The 25,527-nt window shown below is 52.8% G+C and carries 24 protein-coding genes; 5 read left to right on the top strand and 19 right to left on the bottom strand.

Annotation, left to right across the window (positions count from 1 at the left end; genetic code table 11):
- Positions 1-5: 5 nt before the first annotated feature.
- The 8 genes from SGLY_RS17850 to SGLY_RS05695 all read right to left on the bottom strand — a co-directional run bounded on the left by SGLY_RS17850 (position 6) and on the right by SGLY_RS05695 (position 7,474).
- A complete protein-coding gene (locus SGLY_RS17850; protein WP_148228077.1) occupies positions 6-239 on the bottom strand; it encodes a hypothetical protein in 234 nt (77 codons plus the stop codon).
- A 170-nt stretch (positions 240-409) separates the two neighbouring features.
- Complete coding sequence (locus SGLY_RS05725) at positions 410-1,414, bottom strand: electron transfer flavoprotein subunit alpha/FixB family protein (RefSeq protein ID WP_013624331.1); 1,005 nt, start codon at positions 1,412-1,414, stop codon at positions 410-412.
- Between the two features lie 12 nt (positions 1,415-1,426).
- The gene (locus tag SGLY_RS05720; protein ID WP_013624330.1) at positions 1,427-2,215 is read right to left on the bottom strand and encodes an electron transfer flavoprotein subunit beta/FixA family protein; all 789 of its coding nucleotides are present in this window, start codon (positions 2,213-2,215) and stop codon (positions 1,427-1,429) included.
- Between the two features lie 33 nt (positions 2,216-2,248).
- Positions 2,249-2,551: a ferredoxin family protein gene (locus SGLY_RS05715; protein ID WP_013624329.1), complete on the bottom strand. Its 303-nt coding sequence runs from the start codon at positions 2,549-2,551 to the stop codon at positions 2,249-2,251.
- Positions 2,548-3,837 (bottom strand): FAD-dependent oxidoreductase, encoded by a 1,290-nt coding sequence (locus SGLY_RS05710; RefSeq protein WP_427916604.1) that lies wholly within the window; start codon positions 3,835-3,837, stop codon positions 2,548-2,550. The genes SGLY_RS05715 and SGLY_RS05710 overlap by 4 nt, the downstream gene beginning before the upstream one ends.
- Positions 3,838-3,868: 31 nt before the next feature.
- Positions 3,869-5,023, bottom strand: a complete 1,155-nt coding sequence (locus tag SGLY_RS05705; protein WP_013624327.1) for an acyl-CoA dehydrogenase family protein — start codon at positions 5,021-5,023, stop codon at positions 3,869-3,871.
- Between the two features lie 71 nt (positions 5,024-5,094).
- Positions 5,095-6,507, bottom strand: a complete 1,413-nt coding sequence (locus tag SGLY_RS05700; RefSeq protein WP_013624326.1) for an SLC13 family permease — start codon at positions 6,505-6,507, stop codon at positions 5,095-5,097.
- 364 nt (positions 6,508-6,871) lie between these two features.
- Complete coding sequence (locus SGLY_RS05695; RefSeq protein ID WP_013624325.1) at positions 6,872-7,474, bottom strand: TetR/AcrR family transcriptional regulator; 603 nt, start codon at positions 7,472-7,474, stop codon at positions 6,872-6,874.
- Positions 7,475-7,795: 321 nt separating this feature from the next.
- Here SGLY_RS05695 and SGLY_RS05690 point away from each other — a divergent pair, with 321 nt between their 5' ends.
- Both SGLY_RS05690 and SGLY_RS05685 read left to right on the top strand, forming a co-directional pair.
- Positions 7,796-9,319 carry a class I adenylate-forming enzyme family protein gene (locus SGLY_RS05690; protein ID WP_013624324.1) on the top strand — a complete coding sequence of 508 codons (1,524 nt, stop codon included), beginning with the start codon at positions 7,796-7,798 and terminating at the stop codon, positions 9,317-9,319.
- A 17-nt stretch (positions 9,320-9,336) separates the two neighbouring features.
- On the top strand, positions 9,337-10,557 hold the full coding sequence (locus SGLY_RS05685) for a CaiB/BaiF CoA transferase family protein (RefSeq protein WP_013624323.1): 1,221 nt from the start codon (positions 9,337-9,339) through the stop codon (positions 10,555-10,557).
- 136 nt (positions 10,558-10,693) lie between these two features.
- Here SGLY_RS05685 and SGLY_RS05680 read toward each other — a convergent pair whose 3' ends face one another.
- Together SGLY_RS05680 and SGLY_RS05675 are read right to left on the bottom strand one after the other, a co-directional pair.
- Positions 10,694-11,119 carry a MaoC/PaaZ C-terminal domain-containing protein gene (locus tag SGLY_RS05680; protein ID WP_013624322.1) on the bottom strand — a complete coding sequence of 142 codons (426 nt, stop codon included), beginning with the start codon at positions 11,117-11,119 and terminating at the stop codon, positions 10,694-10,696.
- A complete protein-coding gene (locus SGLY_RS05675; RefSeq protein WP_013624321.1) occupies positions 11,119-11,580 on the bottom strand; it encodes an FAS1-like dehydratase domain-containing protein in 462 nt (153 codons plus the stop codon). Before SGLY_RS05675 ends, SGLY_RS05680 begins: the two co-directional genes overlap by 1 nt.
- 270 nt (positions 11,581-11,850) lie before the next feature.
- Between SGLY_RS05675 and SGLY_RS05670 the strand changes: the two genes are divergently transcribed.
- Positions 11,851-13,146, top strand: coding sequence for an MFS transporter (locus tag SGLY_RS05670; protein WP_013624320.1), 1,296 nt, complete (start codon positions 11,851-11,853; stop codon positions 13,144-13,146).
- Here the strand turns inward: SGLY_RS05670 and SGLY_RS05665 are convergent.
- The 9 genes from SGLY_RS05665 to SGLY_RS05625 form a co-directional block, all read right to left on the bottom strand.
- On the bottom strand, positions 13,096-13,491 hold the full coding sequence (locus SGLY_RS05665; protein ID WP_013624319.1) for a hypothetical protein: 396 nt from the start codon (positions 13,489-13,491) through the stop codon (positions 13,096-13,098). The two genes, SGLY_RS05670 and SGLY_RS05665, sit on opposite strands and share 51 nt — an antisense overlap.
- A 166-nt stretch (positions 13,492-13,657) precedes the next feature.
- Positions 13,658-13,861: a helix-turn-helix transcriptional regulator gene (locus tag SGLY_RS05660; RefSeq protein ID WP_013624318.1), complete on the bottom strand. Its 204-nt coding sequence runs from the start codon at positions 13,859-13,861 to the stop codon at positions 13,658-13,660.
- A 2-nt stretch (positions 13,862-13,863) separates the two neighbouring features.
- The gene (locus SGLY_RS05655; RefSeq protein ID WP_013624317.1) at positions 13,864-14,220 is read right to left on the bottom strand and encodes a DUF3796 domain-containing protein; all 357 of its coding nucleotides are present in this window, start codon (positions 14,218-14,220) and stop codon (positions 13,864-13,866) included.
- A gap of 293 nt (positions 14,221-14,513) precedes the next feature.
- Positions 14,514-15,854, bottom strand: a complete 1,341-nt coding sequence (locus SGLY_RS05650) for a SpoVR family protein (protein WP_013624316.1) — start codon at positions 15,852-15,854, stop codon at positions 14,514-14,516.
- Positions 15,855-15,857: 3 nt separating this feature from the next.
- Positions 15,858-17,054: a sporulation protein YhbH gene (yhbH, locus tag SGLY_RS05645; RefSeq protein WP_013624315.1), complete on the bottom strand. Its 1,197-nt coding sequence runs from the start codon at positions 17,052-17,054 to the stop codon at positions 15,858-15,860.
- 4 nt (positions 17,055-17,058) lie between these two features.
- A complete protein-coding gene (locus SGLY_RS05640) occupies positions 17,059-18,981 on the bottom strand; it encodes a PrkA family serine protein kinase (RefSeq protein ID WP_013624314.1) in 1,923 nt (640 codons plus the stop codon).
- Positions 18,982-19,419: 438 nt separating this feature from the next.
- Positions 19,420-19,764 (bottom strand): AbrB family transcriptional regulator, encoded by a 345-nt coding sequence (locus SGLY_RS05635; protein WP_013624312.1) that lies wholly within the window; start codon positions 19,762-19,764, stop codon positions 19,420-19,422.
- 164 nt (positions 19,765-19,928) lie between these two features.
- Positions 19,929-20,924 (bottom strand): SPL family radical SAM protein, encoded by a 996-nt coding sequence (locus SGLY_RS05630; protein ID WP_041445086.1) that lies wholly within the window; start codon positions 20,922-20,924, stop codon positions 19,929-19,931.
- Positions 20,925-21,052: 128 nt separating this feature from the next.
- Positions 21,053-22,345 (bottom strand): hemolysin family protein, encoded by a 1,293-nt coding sequence (locus tag SGLY_RS05625; RefSeq protein ID WP_013624310.1) that lies wholly within the window; start codon positions 22,343-22,345, stop codon positions 21,053-21,055.
- Between the two features lie 699 nt (positions 22,346-23,044).
- On the opposite strand from SGLY_RS05625, the gene SGLY_RS05620 reads away from it, so the two are divergent.
- Both SGLY_RS05620 and SGLY_RS05615 read left to right on the top strand, forming a co-directional pair.
- Positions 23,045-23,797: an amino acid ABC transporter ATP-binding protein gene (locus SGLY_RS05620; RefSeq protein ID WP_013624309.1), complete on the top strand. Its 753-nt coding sequence runs from the start codon at positions 23,045-23,047 to the stop codon at positions 23,795-23,797.
- Positions 23,798-23,845: 48 nt separating this feature from the next.
- On the top strand, positions 23,846-25,453 hold the full coding sequence (locus SGLY_RS05615; RefSeq protein WP_013624308.1) for a gamma-glutamyltransferase family protein: 1,608 nt from the start codon (positions 23,846-23,848) through the stop codon (positions 25,451-25,453).
- Positions 25,454-25,527: the final 74 nt, after the last annotated feature.

Below are 25,527 nucleotides of genomic sequence, written 5' to 3'. Positions count from 1 at the left end.
GCGAATCACGGTAATGATCCTATCGCCGTTAAGGTCGCCTCGGTCGAGATATTCCGGGCCAGCGACTGTAACAGCCTCGTTACTTTGTACGGGTCCCGGCGCTTATCGGAAACCCTGCTCAAATCTACCTCGGCGATCAGGGATACATAATCGGATACAAAACGAAGCCCGGCGATCGTGTTTTCCCCGATTATGCCAGGCCATGGCTTAAGTTTACCACTCCGTCCGCTAAATCGCAACAAAGATATCCGCTAAATTATGCTTCAACCAGCCGCTAAATCATTCTCCTTTTCCGGGGCCGCAGCCCATTAGAAAAGAGTTTTCAGAACAGGGGTTCCAAAAACTCTTTCCGCATCACGCTTCGGGCGCCGGCCGGTGTAAAACCAGCTTTTCAGCTCAGCGGCCCGCTTTAGGTTGTTTTGATTTTCCGGATTTCTTCCGTCAGCGCCGGAAGCACTTCAAATAAATCTCCGACCACGCCATAATCGGCAACCTCGAATATCGGGGCCTCGGGGTCTTTATTGATCGCCACAATCACCTTGGCCGAGTGTATCCCCGCCAAGTGCTGGGCCGCTCCGGAAATCCCGCAGGCGATATAGAGATCAGGGCCGATGATTTTGCCGGATTGACCGACCTGTTGGGTCGGGGGAGCCCAGCCGGCATCCACAGCCGCTCTGGACGCGCCTACGGCAGCACCCAAGGCCTCTGCCAATTCTTTGATCAGGGAGAAATTCTCCGGCTTTTGCAGTCCGGCTCCTCCTGAAACGACGATCCCGGCTTCTTCCAGTTTAGGGCCGGCGCTCCCCGCTGTTTTGATGAAATCAACCAGCCTGGTGCGGATTTCCGCCGCCGCTATCCGGATATCTTCCCTGATGACCGCGGCGGAGCGGGTGTCGTCCGGCTGGCCTTTCGGATAGACGCCGGGCCTGACCGTCCCGATTTGCGGCCTTGTGGAGATAACGGCCTGCTGCAGGGCTTTGCCGCCCAGGATTTCCCTTGTCCAGATGATCTCGCCGCTTTCCCCGGCTTCCACCGCCAGACAGTCGGCGACTGAGCCTGTTTGCAGTCTGGCGGCGGTTCTTGCCGCCAGGTCTTTGCCGTTCAGGGTCGCCCCGATCAGGATCACCGCGGGCTGATATTTTTCCGCCAGCTTCACGAGAGCATGGGTATAGGCGTCCGGGGTGTAGGCCCGATATTCGTCACCGGTGACGAATATCACTTCATCGGCGCCATAAGCGGCGGCCGTTTGGCCTGTGCTGTCTGTCTCTTCACCGATCACCACCGCCACGAGCTTTTCATTGCCGGCCGCAGCCAGCGTTTTCCCCCGGCCGATCAGCTCCAGGCTGACATTTCTGACTTTTCCCTGGGCCGCTTCGATCAGAACCCAGATATTTTTATATTCTGTATTGCTCATTCTCTGGCCCTCCTAAATAAGCTTTGCCTGCACTAAATGGTCAACCAGCTTCAGTGCCGAGTCTTGATTGGTCGCCTCTTTAATTTTCAGACCGGCCTGTCTCTTGGCCGGCAGGTATTCTTTGAGGATCTTGACCGGAGAGCCTGCCGCCCCGACCTTGGTCTGATCCAGCCCGGGCAGATCGGCCCCGGTCAAAACCCGGATAACCGCTTTATTGGCCGCCATTTTACTCTTAATGGACGGAAAACGAGGCTCATTGATGGATTTTCCAACCGTGACCAGCGCGGGAAATCCGGTTTCAAGAACTTCGTCCCCTTCATCGGTTTCCCGGTGAACACGGAGCGTCTCCCCGGCCGCCTCGATTTTGGATACGGATGTGACGTGGGGAATCCCCAGCTGTTCGGCCAATTCAGGACCGACTTGGCCCCCGCTGCCGTCCAGGGTCTGTTTCCCGCAAATCACCAGGTCAAAGGCGCCCAGTGCTCCGGCCGCCGCGGCCAGGATATGAGCGGTCGCATAGGCATCCGATCCCGCAAAGGCCGGATCATTGACCAGCACCGCTTCATCAGCCCCGACCGAAACACACTCCTTCAAGGCCGCTTTGGCCTGGTCCGGTCCCAGACTGAGGACCGTGACCCGTCCGCCGTGCGCTTCCTTCAGCTGGACAGCCGCTTCCAGCGCGTTTTTATCGAAAGGGTTCACAATGTTTGGCACACCGTCTTTATTCAGACTGGTGCCGCTTGGATCGGCCTTCAGCTCGGCCGTATCCGGCACCTGTTTTACACAAACAAGGATTTCCATATTTTCATCCCTCCAGTTTTCACGTGATCTTGCTCAGCCTTCCCGAAAAATAATGCCCATTCCCTGAACCGGATAATTCCAGGAATAGCCGGGTATGCTCCCGTTCAGCCGCTCACAGACCAGCCGGCAGTTTCCGCATTCCAAACAGCCGACATGGTCAAAGCTCATCTTATCGCTGACCGTGTCCCACTTATACCGCTCAGCCGGACAGCTGTAGGTGCAGGCCCGGTGGGCGCAGGTCCGGCAGGCTTCTCTGTCCACAAGAATATGGGCATTGTGATCGTCGCTGTCGAAACGGTTCCTGGCCAGACGGTCATCTATCGCTAGGCTTTTCACAACGATCGACCCCCTTTGAGGATATCTTTGAAGACATCAAAATAAGGCAGTTTGCCCCGGATGCTTTCCTTGAGCAGGCCGGTGACCTTTTTCGCCGGCTGGCCGTCCACTTGATAAAGATTCTTCATCAGCCCGGCGGCCAGGGCCGGATAGGTGGTAAATAAATGCCGGGTATGGGCGAGGTAATCATGACTGTTCTTTAAGGTTTCCAAATCCTTGAGCACGAGTTTTTGCAGCCTTGCTTCATAGCTTTGCAGGGTGCGGCGGCTGTAATCTCCCGCTTCGATCGCTTCATTGGCGGTTTCGGCCGCCGCGATCCCGGACAAAATGGCATAATCCATCCCGCGCACCGTAAACCCTCTGTTCACCACCAGGCCCGCGGCGTCCCCGGCCAGGAGGAACCCGTCCCCATAGAGCTGGGGCAGGGACGGATAACCGCCCTCCGGCACCAGGTGAGCCGAGTATTCCACCAGCTCGCCCCCTTCGATATATCTGGCCAGCGCGGGGTGCTGCTTCAGATTTTCCGCGACTTCCGCCAGGGGCATTTTGGCCTCTTTCCAGCCCTTGGAATCGACCACCAGCCCCAGGGAGATGCTGTCTTTATTGGTGTAAAGGAAGGCCCCGCCGCTGATCCCCCGGGTACATTCTCCGGCGCACATGATTGCCGCGCCCTGGCCCGGGGCTGTATTAAAACGTTCGTTGATGATTTCCTCTGAAAGTTTGATCACATGCTTGGCAGCCACGGCTACATCCTGAGCGCGCACCGGCCGGATCAGCCCGGCCCGTTCGGCGACCAGGGCATTGACCCCTTCGGCGCTGATCACCAGATCCGCCTCCAGTTCTTCCCCCCCGGTTTTAATGCCGGCGACCTTTCCGTCCCGCAGGATCAGCCCGTCCACCGTGCTGCCGGGAATCAGCATCGCCCCGGCCTCTTCCGCTTTGGCCGCCAGCCAGGGGTCGAAACGGGCTCTTAAAACGGAGTAGGACTGGCGGCTCGCGCCGCCCAGCATCGTATCCACCGCCACACTGTCCTGGGGCGTCATCAGCATCAGGATCTCCCGTGTCACTTCCCGTTCCAAAGGAGCGCTCAGCCACTCTCCGGGCATTAACTCCTCCAAAGCGTACGTATAGAGCCGCCCGCCGGTCATATTTTTGGCTCCCGGTTCACTTCCCCGGTCGACGACCAGAACCTCCCGCCCCGCTTTGGCCAGGCGGTAAGCTGCCGCTGCTCCTGCCATTCCGGCTCCGATAATAATGACCTGAAATTTTTCTTCTGCCAATGTCATTCACTCCTATCGTCCTTGAGCTGGAACCGGGCTATTTGGCCCGCGCAATCAGATTTCCGGCAATCAGGTTGCGCTGAATCTGATTGGTCCCTTCCCAAATTTGCATGATCTTGGCGTCCCGCATCCGTTTTTCCAGCGGGTACTCTTTGCTGTAGCCATAACCGCCGAGAATTTGCACCGCGTCCGTCGTGACGGACATTCCGGTATCACTGCCAAAGGCCTTGGCGCTGGAATTGACGGCGGCGTCCACGATCCCGTTGTCCACAAGCTGGCAGGCGTAAGCGGTGAGCGATCTGGCCGCTTCCAGGCGCATATACATGTCTGCCAGCAAGTGCTGAATTCCTTGCTGCTCTGCGATCGGTTTCCCGAAGGTTACGCGTTTGGTGGCGTAATCCAGAGCGTATTCCAGGGCGAAGCGGGCGTTGCCGATTGCTGTGGCCCCCGCTGAGGCCCGTCCGATCCCGAGCGCTTTCATGGCGATGATAAAGCCCTTGCCTTCTTCGCCGATTCGATTTTTAGCCGGCACTTTGACATCCTCAAACACCACATCACAGGTGTTGCTGGAACGCGCCCCCATTTTGTTTTCTTCCTTGCCGATGGTTAGTCCCGGTGTGCCCGCATCGACCAGAAACGCGGTCAGGCCCTTGGCCCCCTGGCTGCGGTCGGTTGAGGCGATCACCGTGAAAATATCGGCGTAAGCGGCATTGGTGCAAAAGCATTTGCGCCCGTTCAGGATATAGTCGTCGCCTGATCTCACCGCTGTCGTCCGGCAGGCTCCGGCATCGGAACCCGCGGACGGTTCAGTCAGGGCGAAGGCCGTAAGGCCGCCGCCGGTGAGGACATCGGCCACCTTTTTCCAGTGATATTCGCCGCCGGCCAGCTTGACGGGCATTGTGCCCAGCATGGCCCCGCTTAAGGTTGCGGCAAAGCCCACGTCGGCGTGTCCCAGCTCTTCCTTGGCTACGGCAATGGTGGAATAATTGCAGGCCAGTCCGCCGTATTCCTCGGGAAGGGTGAGGAGAGTAAAGCCGAGATTGGCTGCTTTTTTGACGGTTTCCAGGGGAAATTCCCCGGTAATATCCGCCTTTTCGGCGGCGGGCATAATTTCTTTAACGGCAAAATCATTGATCAGATCTTTGATTCCCTGCTGGTCTTCATTGAGCAGATATCGTTTTAGTTCAAGCATAGAACACCATTCCTTTTTCTATATTGATTGGTCACCTGACCCTAACCCCATCATTTTCTGGATTGTTCACCTTACCATAATCCCATCATCTTCCAGAACGGAATGCTGACCAGAATCCCGGCGAAGGCGATCGCCGAATAGACATAAGAGGCCTTCTGGGTATCGCGGTATTCCAACAGGTCGGAGCCGCCGCCCGCGGCCAGGGCCGTGATCATCTGGGAGTTGGTGAAGCTCAGACTCCAGTTCATGGCAATGATGATCTGGGCATAGAGCGGAATCCAGGGGCTGATGCCCATCGCCACGCAAATCGGCGTAAAGATCGTAGCCACCACCGCTGTGACGACCACAAAGGAAAGGATCGCCATGCGCATCAGGAAGGCCAGCACACAGACCGCGATGATCACCAGAATCACATTCGTCGTAAACAGGTTGGTCAGCGGCTGGAGGTTGAGGGCAATCCACTTATTCAGGCCCACGGCGCTCAGGATGCCGGCCACCGCGTTGATGCCGCCGACAAAGACCACCGCGCTCCAGGGAATTTTGCTCTGGAAATCGGTCATCGTAAACTGGCCGAGTACAAAAAAGGCGATCATGGCCAGCATCGCCACCATGGAGGCGTCCAGGCCGTGTATTTTCGTGGTCATCCAACCGATCAGGGTGAAGGCCAGGACAACGATGGCAACTTTTTCGTCTTTACTTAAAGGGCCGATCTCCGCCAAACGTTTTCTGGCATACTCCTGAGAATCACTGAAGCTGATTTCGTCCTTACCGGGCTGATAGGCCCTGGACAGATAGAGGTACAACAAAACGAGGATCACGACAAGGCTCGGCAGCGCGCCCAGGAACCAGTTGCCCCAGCCGAACTGCGCCTTCTGGGCATCCGTTAAAAAGCCCTGGATGACAAAAGAATTGATCGAGCCGCTGAGGAAGCAGACACCCAGGGTGACCGCCGTGGTATACATGGCCAGGAAAATGCCCACCGCCGGTTTGGAGCTTTTCTTGTACCCCAATTCCCGGCACATCGACAATGCATAAGGCGTGACAATGGTGGCCTTGGCGTTCTGGCTGGGAATCAGGGGGGACATGATGATGCCCGAGATCATCTGGGCCAGAATCTGTCCGCCGTATTTGGAAGGAAACGCCTTTAAAATCCAAAGGGCCATCCGGGAAAGCAGTCCTGTTTTGGCTACCGCCGTCCCGATCGCGAAAGCGGGAATCATCAGCCAGACCACCGTTCCGCCGAAAGAACTCCAAATCGCGGCCTGGGTATCGACCCGGAAGACCGTAAGCGCGGTCAGGGCCAGAATAATGGTCACCGCGTCGGGCAGAGCGTTGGCAATAAGAATAATAATCATTCCAATAAAGATTCCCATGTAGCGCATCGCCGGAGCTTCCAGACCTTTAAACGGAGAAATCATGAAAAAGATTGCCGCAATCGCAATGGCGATGATCAGGATCATTCCTTTTTTCTTGTTCATACTCATCTCTTTATCCCTCTCCTTTCTCGCTTTACAAGGTTTTGATGCTGACAGGAAACCGCAAAGTGCAAGCCGTACCGACGATTCACCTCCCTTTTTTGCCGCACTTTGTTTCAGACAAATAATAAAATATAATTCATAGAATCATATTCGATGATTGATTTTAGATTACCCTTATTGTCTGCTGATGTCAATAGATTTATCAGATAAAGACAAAGAAAAAACAGCGGCTGATTGCCGCTGTTTTTCCCACTCAAGGAGTAGGGTTCAAATTGAACCTGCCGTGATCGTTGTATAGCAACGACGATACCCCGGAATACTGAACCATATCCGCTTCCCGTTTTTCGAAAGCGAACAGAAGCGTCAGCCGTCAAAGGGAAGACGCGCGGTTTTTCAGCATACCGTCCAGCAGCATTTTGGTTGTCAGTTTGCCGACACTGATGATGTCGAAGCTGCCGTTTTCTATGCACCAGTCGAAGGTCACGCCGCGGTACATGCTGATGATGGCCTGTTTGATTTCCTTGGGCGTATAATCGCTCTGGAATTCCCCGGAAGAAAAGCCCTCTTCCAAAATCTCGGATAATTTGGTGTACAAATAGCGGTTTTGACTGTGAAAATCTCCCCGCTCGTCATTGAGCTGGTAGACGAAGGTCGCCGCCACACCGTTCAGGCCGACGCTGAACATATTGAAAAAGTACATTTCCGAAAAGTACTCCAGCTTATCACTGACATTTTTGAAAATTTTCTTGGAGTTCAGCTGTTTTTCCAGCCACCGGTCAAACGGCAGCCCCCCTTCCAGCAATACCGCGTCCTTGGTGGGGAAATAATGATAAAACGTCCCTACGGAAACACCCGAAGCCCGGCAAATATCGGCTACCTTCAGATCCTGATACCGGATACGCGTCAGCAATTGCAGGGTGGCCCTCACAATGCGCGTTTTGGTGGCGTAGGCCTGTTCCTTTCTCGTCGCCATGTCCTAATAATCTCCAAATTCTCCGGCCGTTCCCGGTATTTTACTCTTTAAAACAGATGAGATGACACTTCAATCATAATGATATTTCCTCCCGTGTCAAGCTCTCCTTCTCAACATTTTGCGACTTTTTCCCCGGCCGCGAACTCCCGCTCCGGCGGGAATTTTCCCCGGCCGGCGGCCGCGGTGACATAAATTTGTCGGAAAATGAACAAAAGTCCCTTGACAATTCACACATAATCGCCAAAAATAAGGTTAGAACTGATAGAATACAATTCTATGAATAATCTTATATTTTTTCCAAACAGAGATGGGGAATTTGCTATGAATTTGATGTCGATGTTTGAACGTCAGGTCCTGGAGCGGCCGGACAAGACCGCTTTGATCTTCGGGGAAGAGCACTACACCTATGCCCGGTTAAACGCCGGGATCAACCGCTGTGCCTCAGCCCTGCGGGCGCTCGGTGTCACCCGGCAAAAACGGGTCGCCATCACCGCCCGCAATTCCGATTTGTATTTGCAGGCCCTGCTGGGCTGTCTCAAGCTTGGGGCCATCCCCTGCGTCTTGAACTGCCGGCTTTCCCAGAAGGAGCTGGGCCGGGTGGTGCGGGGTGAGGATATGCATCTCATTCTCTTCGATGCCAACGCCAATCCGCCGGCCGCGCCCGGCAGTTTATCTGTTTCCCTGGACGACGCCCAGGACGGACCGTCCCTGCGCAGCCTGATGGCGGAACAGGCGGCGGATTTCCCCCTGGCGGAGGCCGCTCCCGGGGATATCGCCCTGGAGCTTTTTACCACAGGCACCACCGGACTGCCCAAAGGGGTTCTGCACACGCACGGCGGGCTGCTTTATTATACCCTGTCCCTGGCCTACAATGCCGCCTGGACTGCTTCGGAAATCTACCAGACCGCCTCTCCCCTTTTCCACATTTCCGGATTTTCCGCCGTGATCTGCCTGCTCACCGGCGGCACCCTGATCTTAAAAGACCACTTTGATCTGCATGATTTTTTACGCACGGCCTCCCTGTACCGGGCCACCCGCCTCAGTCTCCAGCCCGTGCTGATCAGCCGCGTCCTGGAGAGCGGGGCCTTAAACGATTACGACCTGTCCGCGGTCCGGAAAATCGTCTACGGCGGGGCGCCGATGCCGCCTGCCGTCATCGATGAAGCCCTGAAGTGCTTTTCCTGTGAATTTGAGCAAATCTACGGCACCTCGGAGATCTGTTCCCTGACGATCCTTCCCTGGAAATGGCACTTTCCCAGCCCCCAGGACCCTCAAGGGCAGAGACGCTACTCCGTCGGACTGCCCAATGCCGGCATGGAGGTCAGGATCATCCGAAGCGACGGCACCCGCTGCGCTCCGGGCAAGCTCGGCGAAATCATCGTCAGGACCCCGGCCGTCATGAAAGGCTACAGCAACAACGAAAGCGCCACGCGGAGCGCCCTGCGCGACGGCTGGTATTATACCGGAGACATTGGCTATCTCGATCACTTCGGTTTTCTCTATGTGGTGGACCGGAAATACGATCTCATCATCTCCGGCGGAGAAAATATTTGCCCCAAGGAGGTGGAGAGCTGCATCGGCGGCCTGACGGGCCGGATTTCCCAGGTGGCTGTGCTCGGCATGTGCGACCCGGTATGGAACGAGGTCCCGGTCGCCTTTGTGGTGCGGGCAAAAGGCTCCGACATTACCGCAGAGGAGATCCTCCGCTACTGCCGCGCCAACATTGCCGCGTATAAGGTTCCCAAGAAAATCGTTTTCATGGAAAAGCTTCCGTATTATCCGAGCGGGAAAGTCGTGAAGCATGAATTGAAGAAGTATCTGAACGGCTCATCAAACCAATCCTAAGGAGGAGGTTTCAAACGATGGAAAACAACAAGCCTTTAAACGGGATCAAGGTAATCGACTTCTCGCAGGTGGTGGCCGGTCCCGGCTGCGCCCGTATCCTGGCCGACTGGGGGGCCAGCGTGATCAAGGTCGAGACCGTGGACGGCGAATTTATGCGTTCTTTCGGCAAGCAGGTCAATGTCCCGGTCCAGCCTGATGAAATGCCCCTTTTCGAAATTTTCAACGCCAACAAACGGGATATTGCCCTCGACATCAAGACAGAAACCGGAAGAGAGATTTTCTTCAGGCTGCTGGCGGACACCGATGTCCTGATCAGCAATATGCGGGAAAGGTCCATGAAGAAGATGGGCCTGGACTACGACAGTCTGAAGGAGCGTTTTCCCGGCCTGATTTACGCCTGCATCACAGGCTATGGGGATACCGGGCCCCGGGCCGATGATCCCGGCTTTGACCAGACCTCTTTCTGGAGCGCTTCCGGCTTCTTAAACAGCTGGCGTATTGACGTGCCCGGCTCGTATCCCATTTATCCGCCGGGAGCGGTGGGCGACACCATCACCGGCACCGCGCTCTTCGGCGGGATCTGCGCCGCCCTGATCAACAAGCTGCGCACCGGCAAAGGGGACCGGGTGATGAATTCGCTCTACAGTACGGCCTGCTGGGTGCAGGGGCAGGCGATTGTCGCCACCCAATACGGCTATCAGCTTCCCAAGAAAAGGTACACCGACGCCAATCCCACCATCCTGCCCTATCAGTGCAGGGACGGGGAATGGATTGCCCTCTCGGCCTCGCCGATCATGAAGCATATCGGAAATCTGTTTGCGGTCCTCGGCCTGGAGGAATTCACCGGGGACGAGCGCTTCGGCAGCGATGTGCTGGTCATGCGGAACTGCGAGACCATCATTCGCGCTTTTGAAGAAAAATTCATCTTAGAGGATTTCGCCCATTGGGCAGGTGTCCTCAAAGAGCGGGACATCCCCTTCACCCGCCTGGCCCATATTAAGGATATTGCCACAGACGAGCAGATTTGGGCCAATGGCTGGCTGGAAAAAAGGGAATTTCCCAGCGGCAAAACCGTCGGTCTGATCCGCCCGCCCCTGCAGTCCAGGAACCTTGGCCAGACGGCTTACAATCCCGCCCCCAAGCTCGGTGAGCATACCGTGGAAATTCTGCGGGAGCTGGGCTATTCCGAACAGGCTATCGCGGAAATGCTCCAGGCGGGAGCGGTCAAAAGCCAGTAAAGGAGAAGGCGCTCTGCGCGGGAGATTGTGCCGAATACCCGGAAATGCCGCGGCCACGCAAAAAAAACGGGCCGGACAGGGAGGCCGCTCGCAAGGGGCGGTCTTTCCCGCCCCCGCGCGGTCCCCGGTACCGGCCTTAACCGGCCAGGCTGAGCTGAAATTCACCCGAAGCTTTCTTTTCGCCGTTCTGGTCCGTGGCCTCCAGGGTCGCGAACAAAACCCGCTCCCCGTCCACCAGCTCTATTTTCGTCACCCGGCCGCGCACGGTGATTTGATCCCCGAGGCGGGTAACCTTGGCGAAGCGCACCTTGAACTGGCGCAGGAGCCTGTTGGGCACGACATCGGTGATCGCCTGGCCCATTATCCCCATCACCAGAGCGCCCTGGACGATCACATCGCTGAACCCGGCGGCCTTGGCCGCTTTCTCGGAATAATGAAGATGGTTGAAATCTCCTGAAGCCCCGCAATAGCGGGCGCATTGCTCCGCGGTTACCGGCGGCTTCACCAGCTCCGGCCAGGTGTCCCCCTCTTGGACGGATTGAAGAAAACTGCTGTTCGCCATTATGACACTCCCTTTCTTTTGCGTTCGATTTGCGTAAACCGGCTGGTCAGGACATGCGCCCCGTCCTGATTGTAAAATTTCGTTTCGCAGACAAGCAGGTACATGGTGTCCTTTTCAATGAGGTCTGTCAGGTATTCCTGACCGGTCAAGACATCGCCGGGATTGATTTCCCCGAAATACAAAAACTCCTGCTCGCCGTGCACAACCATTTGGGGGTCAATGTCCAGCATTTTGCAATACTCTCCGTAGTCCGAAACACCGCTTCCCCAGCGTTTGACAGGCAGGCCGAAGGTCGGCGCCGCGATGATGTCCCGATAGCCTTGCTTCCGCGCTTCTTCACGGCTGAAGTAAACCGGGTTGCTGTCCCCCAGGGCTGTGGCAAACTCCTTGATTTTCCCCCGTTCCACTTCATACGAAACCGCAACCGTCGCTTTCCCGATTTCCACATTTTTTTTGGCCATGCTTTCGCTCCCTTTCTCCGAGGTTTTGGAATACCTATAATCATGTTCATAGAATATATTTATATATTACATTACATCCTGGTTTTGATCTTGTCAATTGTCCGCAGATAGAATTTATCAGGAAACCGCATGTTATCCCTGATTAAACGCCCGGCGTTTCCAAAGCCCGCTCCCTTTTTCGGGGATTGTTTTGCAAATCACGATTTTGAGTATTCATAGAATGATATTCTATATTTAATATTTTGCCATCAGGTCGAAGGAGGGTTTTCCATGAAAAAGAAAAATTCAAACCAAAACAGACCCCCGGCCGCAAGCAAGCAAACCTGGCATCTGCTGTTCATCGCCATTTTTATCGCTTTAGTCGTAGACGGCATGGACCTGCAATTGCTGAGCCTATGTCTCCCCGCCATCAGAGCCGATTTTGCCGTCAGCCCGATCAAGGCGGGGGCTCTGACCAGCTACACCTTGATCGGGATGGGAATCGGCGGTTTAATCGCCGGTTTGCTTTCCGACCGGATCGGCCGGGTCAAAACGACCATTGCCTCCCTGCTTACCTTTACCGTATTCACATTTCTACTGGGCTTTGTCCAGACCTACTGGCAGTTTGCCCTGGTCAGATTCTTTTCCGGCTTCGGGATCTCCGCCCTCTATTCCATCGGCACCCTGCTGGTCGCCGAGTATGTCCCGACAAAAAAGCGGGGCACTGTGATGGGCTTCCTGATCGCGGGCTGGTCGGTGGGCTATATTCTGGCGGCCCTCATTTCCGCCGCCGTCCTGCCTGTCTACGGCTGGCGGCCGTTATTTGTCCTGTCCGTTTTTCCGGCTTTGATTTCCTTCTTCATTCTGCGGAAAACCCAGGAACCGGCCGGCTTTCTCGCCGCCGCCGCCCAAAAAGACAGCCGGACCAAACAAAACGAATATGTCGTCATCTGGAAGGACAAAGCGGTGCGAAAGGTATTTTTGCTTTGGGGGATCACCTATACCGCCCTCCAATTCGGCTATTACGGGGCCAACACCTGGCTTCCCAGCTATTTGAATACCGAGTTGGGGCTGAACTTTAAAGAGATGAGCCTGTATGTAGCGGGGACCTATACCGCCATGGTCTTCGGCAAGCTGCTGGCGGGGTTTCTGGCCGACAAGCTCGGCCGAAGGGTGATGTGGCTGATCGTGGGCTTAAGCACAGCCGTCTCCATGCCTCTCCTCGTCACTTCTATTTCCTTAACCAACGCCATTTTTCTGATGGTCGGATTCGGTTTTCTCTATGCGACGCCTCTGGCTTTGCTTCCGGCCTACATGAGCGAAACCTTTCCCGTGAGGATTCGGGGAACGGCAATGGCTTCCCTGGCCTCGGTCGGAAAAATCGGCTCTGTCCTTTCCCCCCTGTTTATCGGCTATATGGCCACCGAATTTTCCATCGGGTACGGCATTGGCCTGCTCGGTATTGCTTATACGATCTGCGGGCTTGTCCCTGGACTCTTGATTAAGGAAAAAACCTTCGACCCCTGCGCCGCTGACTCAGCGGGGTCTCTGGGTAATCTCTCTGTGATTGAGCAAGAGAACAGCTAAAGCTGCAATGACGGTGAAGGCCGCTCCCGCGATGAACCATACCAGGGCATTCCTTCTATGATTCTGTGCCCATAAGGCACAAAAGGCTCCAAAAAGAAACATCAGACATCCATTGCTTGCCCGAAACTGACCATCATTATTTTTCATTTCATTTTCCAGGGAACTGAAGTCGCCCTGCAAAACAGCCAGTCTGGATTTTAACTCTTCATTCTCCTGAATCGCTGAATTGATTGGCGGCTGTGCTGACTGTGCCGTATCCCCATAAGAGACACCGGCATAGATGAATAAATGGCCGAGCAGTATTGCCCCCGCCACAAACAAAACTTTTATTTTCCGGAAAATCATTTCATTTCTCCCCTTTTTCCTCAAGATTTATCTTGACTTTTCCTCGCTGGTCTTTCATCTCTTACATCCGGACAGCTATTCCATATTATACAGTATTTGGTTCGTTTTTTCTGAAGCTAACTGCCTCAACTAAGTTTTTTATTAACCGAATTGGCAGAAAACAGTTCTATTCCTCAGTGATCTCAAAAATTTCCTCTATTGATACTTTAAATACTTTTGCAATCAAATAGGCCAGAGCGAGAGAGGGGTTGTATTTTCCGTTTTCAAGATGATATATCGTTTCCCTTCTAACACCTACAAGCCTTGCTAAATCCTCTTGTTTCATATTGTGCTTTGCACGGTACTCTTTGATTCTTGTTTTTATGATCATGCCTATTCTGCTTTCCCCTTTTTCTCTCTATGTTCATAGTACGATAAGCTCAATGCGAAGATAAAAATACCTATTCCATAATTTAAAGACAGCCCTCCAATCAAAACACCAACAATCAGGTTTGTATCTGTTATGATTGTGCTAATCGTTAAAGCAATTACTGAAATAATAGTTTGTACCACAAAGGCGTAAAATGCAGAATTTTTTACATTTTCCCAAAATAATTCATCAGGAATTACGTTTATGTATGAAAAAAATATAAGAAAGGGCAGAAACGAAAACAAATTAGCCTTTCCGCCAATCAGTCCTCCAAAGCCGATAAATCCAAGAAACCCTAAATAGGCCAGCTTATTTTTCATAACGAAGCCTCCATGTTATATATTTATCTCTTTATGATATAAATATATAACAAAAATCAATTCAATGTCAATCATTCAGCTAACGAGTTTCAGCTAACGAGTTAACGTACAAAGATGCCTTTACGAGGGTATCTTTGTACGTTTTTTGTTCACCTCATTGCCGACAACAGTAAATATCAAAAAAAATCCGCCACCTCTTCTCTGCGACGGATATCAATTTGTTTACTTTCGCGTTCTTAATCCCACAAAATTCCAATAATTTCAGATCTTGCAGTGTTGATGTTTTAAGTGCTTCAGACCACAAGGTACTGTTCGGTCTGATTGAACCTGGTGATCAGCACGACCTTCCTCTTCCAGAGACCGGCCACATAGTTCAAGGTCCGTTCGGCATAGGTCCTTTCCAGCTCCCTGCCGTCAAAGACATGCTCCAGGGTCAGGGTCCCGTCCTTCCCGGACAGATCGGCAACCCGGATCAGGGGAACCCCGCCCATGCCGGCGGACTGGCAGAGTGTATCCCGGACGCTCTGCCAGCCCTCCTCATCCGGGACATTCTCCACGAAGTAGTCATTGCCTTCAGCGGTATATTCAAAAAGATGGAGCTTGGCGCAAAGCTCCCGGGTCAGGTACCTTCTGAGGAAGGACTCATCCCGTTCATAGGCTCTGACCTCAAAGATTTTTTCCCTGCCGTGGGCCTTGCAGAGCTCCTGAAAAAGCGTAAAACCCAGATAGTAGGGATTGAGCCTGCCGGAGGCCGGGGCGATCACATCATTATGCCGCTTGATAAATTCCAGGTGCAGCTCGGAGGGCAGGTCCAGGGCTTTGAGGATTTCATAATGCCAGTAGCTGGCCCAGCCTTCATTGATGATTTTGGTTTCGATCTGGGGAATAAAGTAGCGCGTTTCGCTGCGGACGATTTCCAGAATATTGGTTTCCCATTCCTCCAGCTCCCCGTACTGTCTGATGAAAAGCAGGAGGTCCTCCTCCGGCTGCAGGGGTATTTTGCTCAGATCGGGCGGCTCTTCCTCCCGGTAAGGCTCCAGGATGCTCTGCCCGGACATTTTCCGGTGATACTCCTCCAGCAGGGCTGTTTTCTGTTCTTCCGGGCTGAGGCGTTTGACTCCGACGGCCCTGGATGTCTGGAGCTTCAAGGCATGGGCGGCATCCAATATTTTTTCCGCCTTTTCATAGCCGATGCTGGGATCATTGATCAGGGATTTGATCATCCTGGCATGGCTTTTGAACATTTCCAGGGTCAGCTCCGGCCTGGTTTCGGCCTGAAACAGCCTGTTGTTTTTGAAAAAATCATTATGCCCATAGACATGGGCCATGGTCAGGATCTGCAAAAGCAGGGTATTGTCCTTCATCAAATAGGCGATGCAGGGATCGGAGTTGATGACCATCTCGTAGGGCAGGCCGCTTAAATTATACTGGTATAAGGTTTTCAGCTTTTCATAGGACTTGCCGAAGCTCCAGTGCGGGTACCTGGAGGGCATGCCGATATAAGCCTCATAGGAAAGCATATCCTCGTAATTGACCAGCTCAAATTCCTGGGGGTAATAATCCAGACCCAGGCTCCGGGCGATTTCTTCGATCCTTTCATTCCAGCTTTCGATCTCCGCTAGGGTATATTGCAAGGCTCATCCCGCCTCCAGTTCTTTTTTGAGGATTTTTTTCAGGGCCGGCCACAGGTCTTCCTTCTCCTGAATGGAGGCCGTCAGATAATGGTCCGCTTTGATCCGCGCCCTGAAGACCTTGATGATGGTATCCGTGTAATACGCGCTCGGCAGGACCTCGGCGAAGGCAAATAAATTGCAGAGCAGGCACAGCTCCTGCGCGTACCTCACGGCCTTCTCATTATCCTGCTCCCAGTTTTCGCCGTCACTGACATGAAAGGCATAGATATTCCATTGCTCAACAGGATATCTTTTCTCAATGATTTCCAGGGCTTTTGCGTAGGCGCTGGAAATATTCGTTCCCCCTGATTCCGCTTTGTGAAAAAATTCTCTCTCACTGACCTCGGCCGCTGTCGTGGTATGGGCGATAAACACTACGTCCACCCCGTCATATTTCATTTGGATAAACTGGCAGAGCAGGAAGAAAAATGAGCGGGCCAGGTATTTGCGGGTCTGGTCCATGGACCCGGAAACATCCATCAGGCAGAACACCACCGCATTGGATTTCTTTCTGACGGTTTCTTTCATCCGCTGATAGCGCAGGTCCTCTTCGATAAAGGGGAACCTTTCGGCTTCGGCGTTTTCCCGGCCTTCCCGGTCGTCCTCGGCCGGGTTTTCCTCCCGCAGCGCTTTTTTCAGGCCCTGCCGGCGTTTGATCTTTTCGGCCATGGAGCGCTTTTTGGCCAGTCTGGGCGGGATGCCCTTGCGCTGATAGCCCGATTTTTTCCTGGCGCTTGCGCGGATTTCTTCGGAGGCCTTGGCTTTATTCAGGTCGGGCAGGTCCAGATCCTCAAACAAATAGTTGATGACATCCTCGATCGTCACTTCAGTCTCGTAAATGTCCTCCCCTTCCTGATTGCCTGCTCCCCCGTCCCCGCCCTGCCGCCTTTCCCGGGCACTGCCGATTTTATCCCCTCTTTTTTCGCTGCCGTCGCCGCTGCCCACTCCGCCGCTGTTTTTGCCGTAGATAAATTCATATTCCTTGACCCCCCTGACCGGGATCTTGATCTTTTTATTTTTACTCTCGCCGATGATGCTTTCTTCGGAAATAATGTCGGCCAGGTTTTTTTTGATCGAGTTCTCCACCAGCCGGCGGTGCCTTCTCCGGTCCTCCACCGAGCGGTCGTGGTCTATGGGGCTCAAATCTCTGAAAATGGCCATGACCTCATTCCTTCCAGACATTATTGGCGGCGTATTTCAGGATCACATTGCAGCAATGATCACAATAGCCGTTTTCTTTCATCCGCAGGACCATGGCGTTATATTTCTCATTCTGCTCTTTATCCCTGACCTGGGACTGGGTAATGACCCGGGACAATTCTTTGACCGAAACGGTTAATTTGCCTTCGATCGCTTCCTTGAGCGGTTCATAGGAGCTGTAATCAATCCGGCTCCCCTTGCGGATCAGATAAAACATATAGGAGGTCACATCCGTCCGGAAGCCGCCCGCTGAATTTTCCGAAATCCCGATATGCTCTTCAATGGAACGCAGGAACGGGAGGTCCGGGTCCAGCTGTTCCCCGGTGGACCGGTCCTTGAGCTTGGTCTGATTGACAAAGGCCTCTGCATGATCCAGGTAATTATTGAACAGGGTTTCAGCCTGCTCCTGGTAGCTGTGGATAAAGGCCGCGGTGACTTCCTTTTCCAGGATCTTGTTGTATTCCTTGCGGATGGTATCCTGCAGAAAGGCCAGGTGCCTTTTTTTCTGGTCGTCCGGGATATCCAGATCCTTGACCGCCCGGATCAGGCTTTCCAGAACACTGAGGGGATTGACGCAGTGATGCTCGGAATTGGTGAGGGCCGTATCGATCGCCTTGATCACAAAACGGGTGGAAATCCCGGACATCCCTTCCCTGATGCCCGCTTCTTCCCGCAGCTCCATGATATCCACCTTCTTGGTCATCCCCTTTTCCACGATTTCCTCCCCGTTGTAAATTTTCATTTTGGTCAGGGGGTCAACCTTGTTGGAGGGGGCCAGCCTGGTCAGAATGGCGAACATCGCTCCGATTTCAATACTGTGGGGGGCGATATGGGATTTGAAATTGCTCCTCCGGAGAATCTTTTCATAAATCTTGATTTCCTCATTCAGTTCCAGGCAATAAGGGACATCCACTTTGACGATGCGGTCGAGGATCGCTTCATTGGTATGATCGGATTTAAAGCGGTTCCACTCCGCTTCATTGGAATGGGCCAGGATTACCCCGTCAAAATAAATCATCGAGCCCTTGCCCGGTGAAGGAATCGATTTTTCCTGGGTTGCCGTGATAATGGTATGCAGGTACTCCACTTCATTCTTGAAAACCTCGATGAATTCCACAATGCCCCGGTTTCCGACATGAAAGGCCCCGTTCAGGGAAAACACCCTGGGATCGTCCTCCGGATAAAGGTCCATTTTGGAAATATCCACTGAGCCGATCAGGACAGAGGTATCCTGGTTATTGGGATCGACCGGGGGCACCACCCCCACCCCTTTTTTGGAGCGGATGGAAAAATCGGCGGTCACGACCGGGAAATTTTCAAATTTGGCCTGATACTCCTCTTTTAAGCGGTAGCGGCAGACCGGGCAGAGGTCACCCTCGATCTTCACGCCCAGGATTTCCTCAAAATGCCGGCGCATGTGCTTGGGCACCAGGTGCAGCGGCTCTTCCCGCATCGGGCAGCCCTTAAGGGCATACACCGGTTCGCACTCTTCCAGGGCTTTTTTCAGGACCTCCATAATGGAGGATTTGCCTGAACCGACCGGACCGACCAGGTATAGCACCTGTTTGGCCTCTTCGCCCTTCATGGCCGAGGAATGAAAATATTCCACGATTTTCATGACGGTTTTATCGATCCCATAAAAGTCCGCGAAAAAGTCATACTTTTTCATGATCTGCTGGTTGCCGTACAGCCGGCGGATTCTCTCATTTTCCTCCGGCTTCAGGACCTGCACGCCCCTTTGGCTGATCTGATCGTACATCCTCTGGTGGGCCAGCTTGGCGACCGCCGGATCAGCCTCCAGTATCTCCAGATAGTCCAGGAAGCTGCCTTCAAAGGCGTACTTTTTTCTTGTCTCTCTATCCTGATCAATGAAATCTTTAAATTCCACCTGTGCTTTCCACCTCGTCTCTCCTGTATTTGTCCGATAAAAATAAGCTCAGTTTAATCTATTAAGATTAGTCCTCATTAGTTAATCTTTACGGAAATATTTTCACTTTTATTCTCAGGACAACCTCTTCTGAAAACAAAAAAAATAAAGGCCTCCGCCTTTAACCGTTCGGGCAGCCTTTCACCCGGCATCTTCCTCAATTCCGCAATCCCTTCCTCACTGGAAAGCATCTTTTTCCTGTCCGATTTAAGAAGTGAGATTCCTAAAATTCACTTAAATGGATATCCAATTTTTGTTGATATTTCCCTTATTCCTTTATATAGCGTTTTAGTTCGTTATAGAAATTTTCTCGTGTTCCGGCAAGGCCGCTTTTCAATCCTTTTCCCTGATCTTTTTGAAATCCTTTTCTGCTGCTTTCATCAAGCGAAGTTCATCCATCTACTGATCCTCTGCTCCGAACATCTCATCCAGTGATATTTTCCCTTCACCGCTTTTTACCAGATCATCCGCTTGCGCAATGAGCTTCTTGATCGCCGGACGCACTTTTTTCCTCTGCTCCTTAAACCGTTCCAGCAGCTCAGGCCCTGAAAGTCCCTGAGAAATCAACTCGGCCAGTATTTGTTCAGAGAATTCCCCGCTGTTGATATCCCGAACTGGTTTGATCAGGATGCCGTCTTCCCGAAGAATGCACTCTGCTTCGTTATGAAAGCCAAGGGTTTCAAAATACTTTTGGGGAATTGTCACTTGCCGCTTGACTGAGACACTGATGATCTTTCTTTCCATATCGTTTCACTCCTGACGGTCGCCCGTTCCATATTATTGCCTTTTTTATATGATCGGTGTTCTACAAAGAGATACCTTTTTCTTTGTTTCCTTGTTTCTATTGTAAAAAGGCTTGCGTCTTTTGTCAACGGAAAGGACCACATTGTATTTTCTTCCCCGGCCCCCTATGAAATATACCAGATGGGCATCGTCTTAAGCTGCCGGGAGAGCTTTTCCCGGAAAAAGGCTTCCGCCTCTGCGCGGATATCCTTTCGGTAGCAGTATTTGCCGCGCCCGCGCCCGGTCATCGTTTCCCGGTCCAAAAGCTGTATGGCATTGGGAAAGGCCTCCGTGTTAATGGCATTCTGGATGAAGCTGTAGGTCATCAGGATGATTTCGATAAAGCCGTTTTGGGTGACCTTTTCGCTCAGCTCACCGGCCAGAAGCCCGATCAATTCCCCGTAGAGGCGCTTCCAGTCCCCCTGCAGGATCACGGGGGCAATCAGCAGTCCCACCGGATATCCCGCTTCCGCCATGTCGTTGAGAGCGCGGATTCTTGCGGGCAGCGGAGAGGTGCCCAGCTCTACGCGGCTGATGATGTCCTGGGGATTGACACTCATCCGAAAGATGGTCTTCCCCCTGTGGTCAAGCTTAAGCAGGGGATTCACCATATCGAATTTCGCCGGGAAGGTCAGCTTCCCCCGGCCTTCGCGGGCAAACCGCTCGATGGTATAGGGCAAATTATCCGTTACGGTATTTTCCAGGAGCAGATCACTGTTGCTGCCGATCTCAAAGGTTTGGGGCACAGGAGCCGCCGCGGCCTTTTTCAGCAGTCTGTCCAGCATTTGCTCACGGTTGACAAACAGGCGCAGGTAGGCGCATTTGTTGTAATTGCAGACCAGATAGCAGTACAGGCACATCGCCCTGCAGCCTGAGGAGGTGTAGGGCACCAGCCAGTCCGAAACCTTATGGTTCGGCACATACCGGTGGGTTTTTCTCACTCCGACGATCAGATGGCTTTTCAGCTTTGGAAAGTCCCGGTTGTCCGCGGCCGTCAGCTCCGGTATCCGGTTATGATTGTCGATCCGCACCCAGGGCAGGCCGGCGTACTTGCCCCGCAGCTCCTGTCCCAGCTCATAATTCAGGGCGTCCGGCTCGTAATACACGGCATCAAAACGCATATTCATTGTGCATCCCTCCCGTTTCTAGTTTGCCGCAAATGGCGGATCCTATTTCAGCCGGGAGGGTTGAATACGAATAAATAAATTTTTTGCTTACAGGGCAGAAGTCAACGCGGTCAGCCGGGCTTTTATGCCCGGCATATTTTCACGAGGGTAATCCGCCTGTCTTTGATCTTTTCCACCTTGAACAGGAGCCCGTCATACTCGATCTGAGGCTTCTCGGCAGCGGCGGGTATCCTGCCCATCTGGCCCGTCAGAAAGCCGTTGAGTGTATCATATTCTTCCACCGGCAGCTTGACGCCTGTCAAATCCTCCACTCTTTCCAGGTGAACCATGCCCTGGACCAGAAAGGTATTGCTGTCGATGATTTCAATCTCTTTATCCTCTTCGTCATACTCATCCTTTAAGCTGCCGACGATTTCTTCCAGGATATCCTCTACGGTCACGATGCCGGCGGTGCCGCCGTACTCGTCAATCACGACCGCGATATTTTCCTTGCCCTTTTGGAATCTTTTCAGCATATCATTGATCGGCATGCTTTCGGGAACGGAAATCAGGCTGCGCATAATGCCGTCGATATTCTTGATGTCGGACTGGATTCTCTGCTCGTATAAATCCCGGATATGGATAAAGCCGATCACATTGTCTTTGTCTCCCTCGCATACCGGGTAGCGCGTGTATTTTTCCTTCATGACCGTTTCCAGGATGCGGTCAAAGGAATCGTCCTTAAACACGCAGACCATGTCCATCCGGGGGATCATGATATCCCGGACATTTTTATCCGTGAATTCAAAAATGTTGTCGACATAGGTATATTCGGATTTTTCGATCAGGCCGTGCTTATAGCTTTCCTCGACCAGGATTTTGATCTCCTCGTCCGTATGGGCGGCCTCATGATCCTCCACCATGGAATACCCCATCAGCTTTAACAAGAAATTGGTGGTATGGTTAAAGAGCCACATCACCGGATAGGTAGCCCGGTAGAAAAAGACCAGCGGCATGGCGGTGGCTGCGGAAAACCGCTCCGCGCTGATGATGGCCAGTGATTTGGGGACAAGCTCCCCCAGGACGATATGCAGGGTTGTGATCACGAAAAAACCGGCGACAACGGAAATGGTATGAATGGCGCTTTCGGGCAGGCCCAGGAAATGCAAAAAGGGACCGATCATTTTGGAGACCGCCGGCTCGCCGATCCAGCCGAGAGCCAGAGAAGCGAGCGTTATCCCCAGCTGGCACGCCGACAGGTAGGCGTTTAAATGATTGACCACCCGATGGGCGTATCTCGCTCCGACACTCCCTCCGGCCGCCAGGATTTCAATCTGGGTTTTTCTGACCTTGACCAGGGCAAATTCGGCGACCACAAAGAAGGCGTTCATCAGGACAAAAAAGATGACAAGGATGATGTTCAGCAATATGATCATTAAGACAGCTCAGTCCTCCCTCATTCATTACCGCATAAATATTTATTGATGAAACCTGTTTTTTATTCTTGAGAATACGGGGCCGGGCGAAATCATACGCGCCCTTTCCCTGACCGAAAAAACAAAAAGGCATAACAATCCCTTCTTGCGGATTGCTAAGGCCTTTTTCGTTCGTCAAAGCGTTTTCTCGCCCCAAAGTTTATTTTCAATGCCCTGTCGGCCGGCGTTTTGCGGCCTCGTTTGTCCCCAGGGTTGTCGTCCATCGTGTTTTTCATCCCTTCTGTCTGGTTGTCAATTTACCATAAGGCTTCCTGTACTGTCAAGCCGGATTTCTTTTCTTTCCCTTTTCTTTGCATCGCCTGCTTTTCCCTTGCCCAGTTGTCCAAATTATACCATACCCAGGCCTGGACGAAAAGACGGCCCGGCAAAGGGGCAGCCTGATCTCAAGAAAGAACAAACAGGTTCAAGAAATAACAAACAGGTTATTGACGAAATAAACGTTCTAAAGTATAGTAAGTATAGTTTTTTTCAGGAGTATTTCCGTCAAACAATTGAATCGCTTGATTTTCCTCTAACTGATCAGAAAACTGAAGGTTAGATTAGATTTTTTTCCCAAGGATCTAGTCTGACCTTTTTTGCTGTCCATCATGAATAATAGATGAGGCTTGAAAATATTTTATCGCAAAGGTGCTTAAGATTATGCTGGAAATGACAAATATCCATAAGAGGTTTGGCAAAAGCGAAGTATTAAAGGGGATCAATTTAAGAATCGAAAAAGGAGATGTTGTGGTCATCCTGGGCGCAAGCGGTTCGGGAAAAACAACCTTGTTAAGATGCCTGAACTTCTTGGAAAAAGCCGATGAAGGGCACGCCCGGTTCGGTGATATTGATGTGGATTTAAAAACGGCGTCCAAAAAACAGGTTCATGATATCCGGCAGAAAGTGGCCTTTGTTTTTCAAAATTACAACCTGTTTCATCATAAAACAGCACTGGAGAATGTTACCCTGGGGCTTATTGTCGGCCGGAAGATCCCGAAGGAGAAAGCGGAGGAAATCGGCAGAAAAGCCCTGGATAAAGTAGGCTTAACCGAAAAGTATCAGGTTTATCCGGCTCAGCTTTCCGGCGGCCAGCAGCAGAGAGTGGGAATCGCCAGGGCCGTCGCCTTGAATCCGGAAATTATTTTATTTGACGAGCCCACCTCGGCCCTGGATCCTGAATTGATCGGCGAGGTTTTGGACGTCATGAAAAAATTGGCTCAGGAAGGGACCACCATGCTGGTCGTGACCCATGAAATGTCTTTTGCCCAAGATGTAGCCAATCACGTGATCTTTATGGACGGAGGAGTGATCGTGGAAGAAGGAAGCCCGCAGGATATCTTTCGCAATCCTCAAGAGGAAAGAACGAAACAGTTCCTCAGAAGGGTCTTGCCCGAAATCACCTATTGCATTTGAGCTGGAACTCATTGCGGAGGAAAAAAATGTTATGGAGGAATCAGGTAAATGAATTATGATCCGCTGGCCTATCCGTATGCCTCAAGACGCAGCCTGGTTTACGGGGCCAAGGGTATGGTCGCCACTTCACAGCCGCTGGCCGCTCAGGCCGGGCTGGATATGCTGAAACAAGGCGGCAATGCCGTTGATGCGGCGGTGGCCGCGGCCGCCTGTCTGGCTGTTGTTGAACCGTCTGGAAACGGAATTGGCAGCGATGCGTTTGCGATTGTCCATATGGATAAAAAAATGTACGGCCTGAATTCCAGCGGACCGGCGCCGCGGTCCCTGACCATTGAGGCCCTGAAAAAAGCCGGTTATGACCGGATTCCCAAGTTCGGCCTCATTCCGGTGACTGTTCCGGGCGCTCCCGCCGCTTGGGCTGCTCTCTCCAGGCGGTTTGGCCGGCTGCCCTTCCCCCAATTGCTGAAACCGGCGATTGAGTACGCTGAACAGGGCTTTGCCGTTTCTCCGGTCATCAGCCGGTTGTGGCAAAACTCCTTTGATTTGTATCAAGCCCAAACCGATCCGGCCATCAGGCCCTGGTTTGATCTTTTCGCCCCGCAAGGCCGGCCGCCCCAAGCGGGGGAAATCTGGCGGTCGCCCGAGCAGGCGGCTTCGCTGGCCCTGATTGCCGAGACTGAGGGCCAGGCCCTTTACGGAGGAGTGCTGGCCGAGAAAATCTCGGCCTTTGCCCGAGAACACGGGGGATTTCTTACGGTGGAGGATCTGGCTGCTTTTCAGCCGGAATGGGTTCAGCCCTTAAGCGTCAATTACCGCGGGTATGACGTTTGGGAGCTTCCGCCCAATGGTCAGGGGCTGGTTGTTCTCCTGGCCTTGAATCTTCTCCAGGGCTTTGATTTTACCGGGAGGGAAAGCCTGACGGCCTGTCATCGCCAAATTGAAGCCGTTAAGCTGGCTTTTGCCGATGCTTTGGCGCATATTACCGATCCGAAAATGATGCACATCAATATTGAAACCCTTTTATCGGAAGCTTATACCGTCGAGCGCCGTAAGCAGATAACGAAAACGGCTCAAATTCCGGGCTCAGGCCGTCCGCACAATGGCGGTACGGTTTACTTGGCCTCTGCCGATGGCGAGGGCAATATGGTCTCCTTTATTCAAAGTAATTTTCACGGTTTTGGTTCAGGGGTGGTCATTCCAGGAACGGGAATCAGCTTGCAAAACCGCGGTTATAATTTTTCCGCCGATCCCGGGCACGTCAATTGTTTGGCTCCGGGCAAGAGAACCTATCATACCATCATTCCGGGCTTCATCACCAAGGACGGCCGGCCGGTCGGGCCCTTCGGGGTCATGGGCGGATATATCCAGCCCCAGGCTCAGGTGCAGGTGCTGATGAATATCCTGGATTTTGGCCTCAATCCGCAGGCGGCTTTAGACGCTCCCCGCTGGCAATGGCTGGAGGGAAATAAAGTGGAAGTGGAAGCATCCTTTCCTGACTCTTTGGCTGAAGAATTGCTGCAAAGCGGCCACCAGATTGTCCGCGGCCCTGCCGGAGCCACCACCTTCGGGCGGGGTCAGCTGATTTGGCGGGATGACCGGGGCGTTCTGACGGGGGCCACCGAGCCCCGGACAGACGGGACTGTGGCCGTCTGGTAAAAAACAGTCCTGAATCTGTTTCTACTTTAATCTCTTTTTTGTCGAAAATGGTGCATCCTGCTCAGTTGCAGCAA

It is taken from the genome of Syntrophobotulus glycolicus DSM 8271, assembly GCF_000190635.1.
In the GTDB taxonomy this organism is placed as follows: domain Bacteria; phylum Bacillota; class Desulfitobacteriia; order Desulfitobacteriales; family Syntrophobotulaceae; genus Syntrophobotulus; species Syntrophobotulus glycolicus.
The sequence above is the reverse complement of the archived record's forward strand: the minus strand, read 5'-3'. Positions and strand labels throughout refer to the sequence as shown.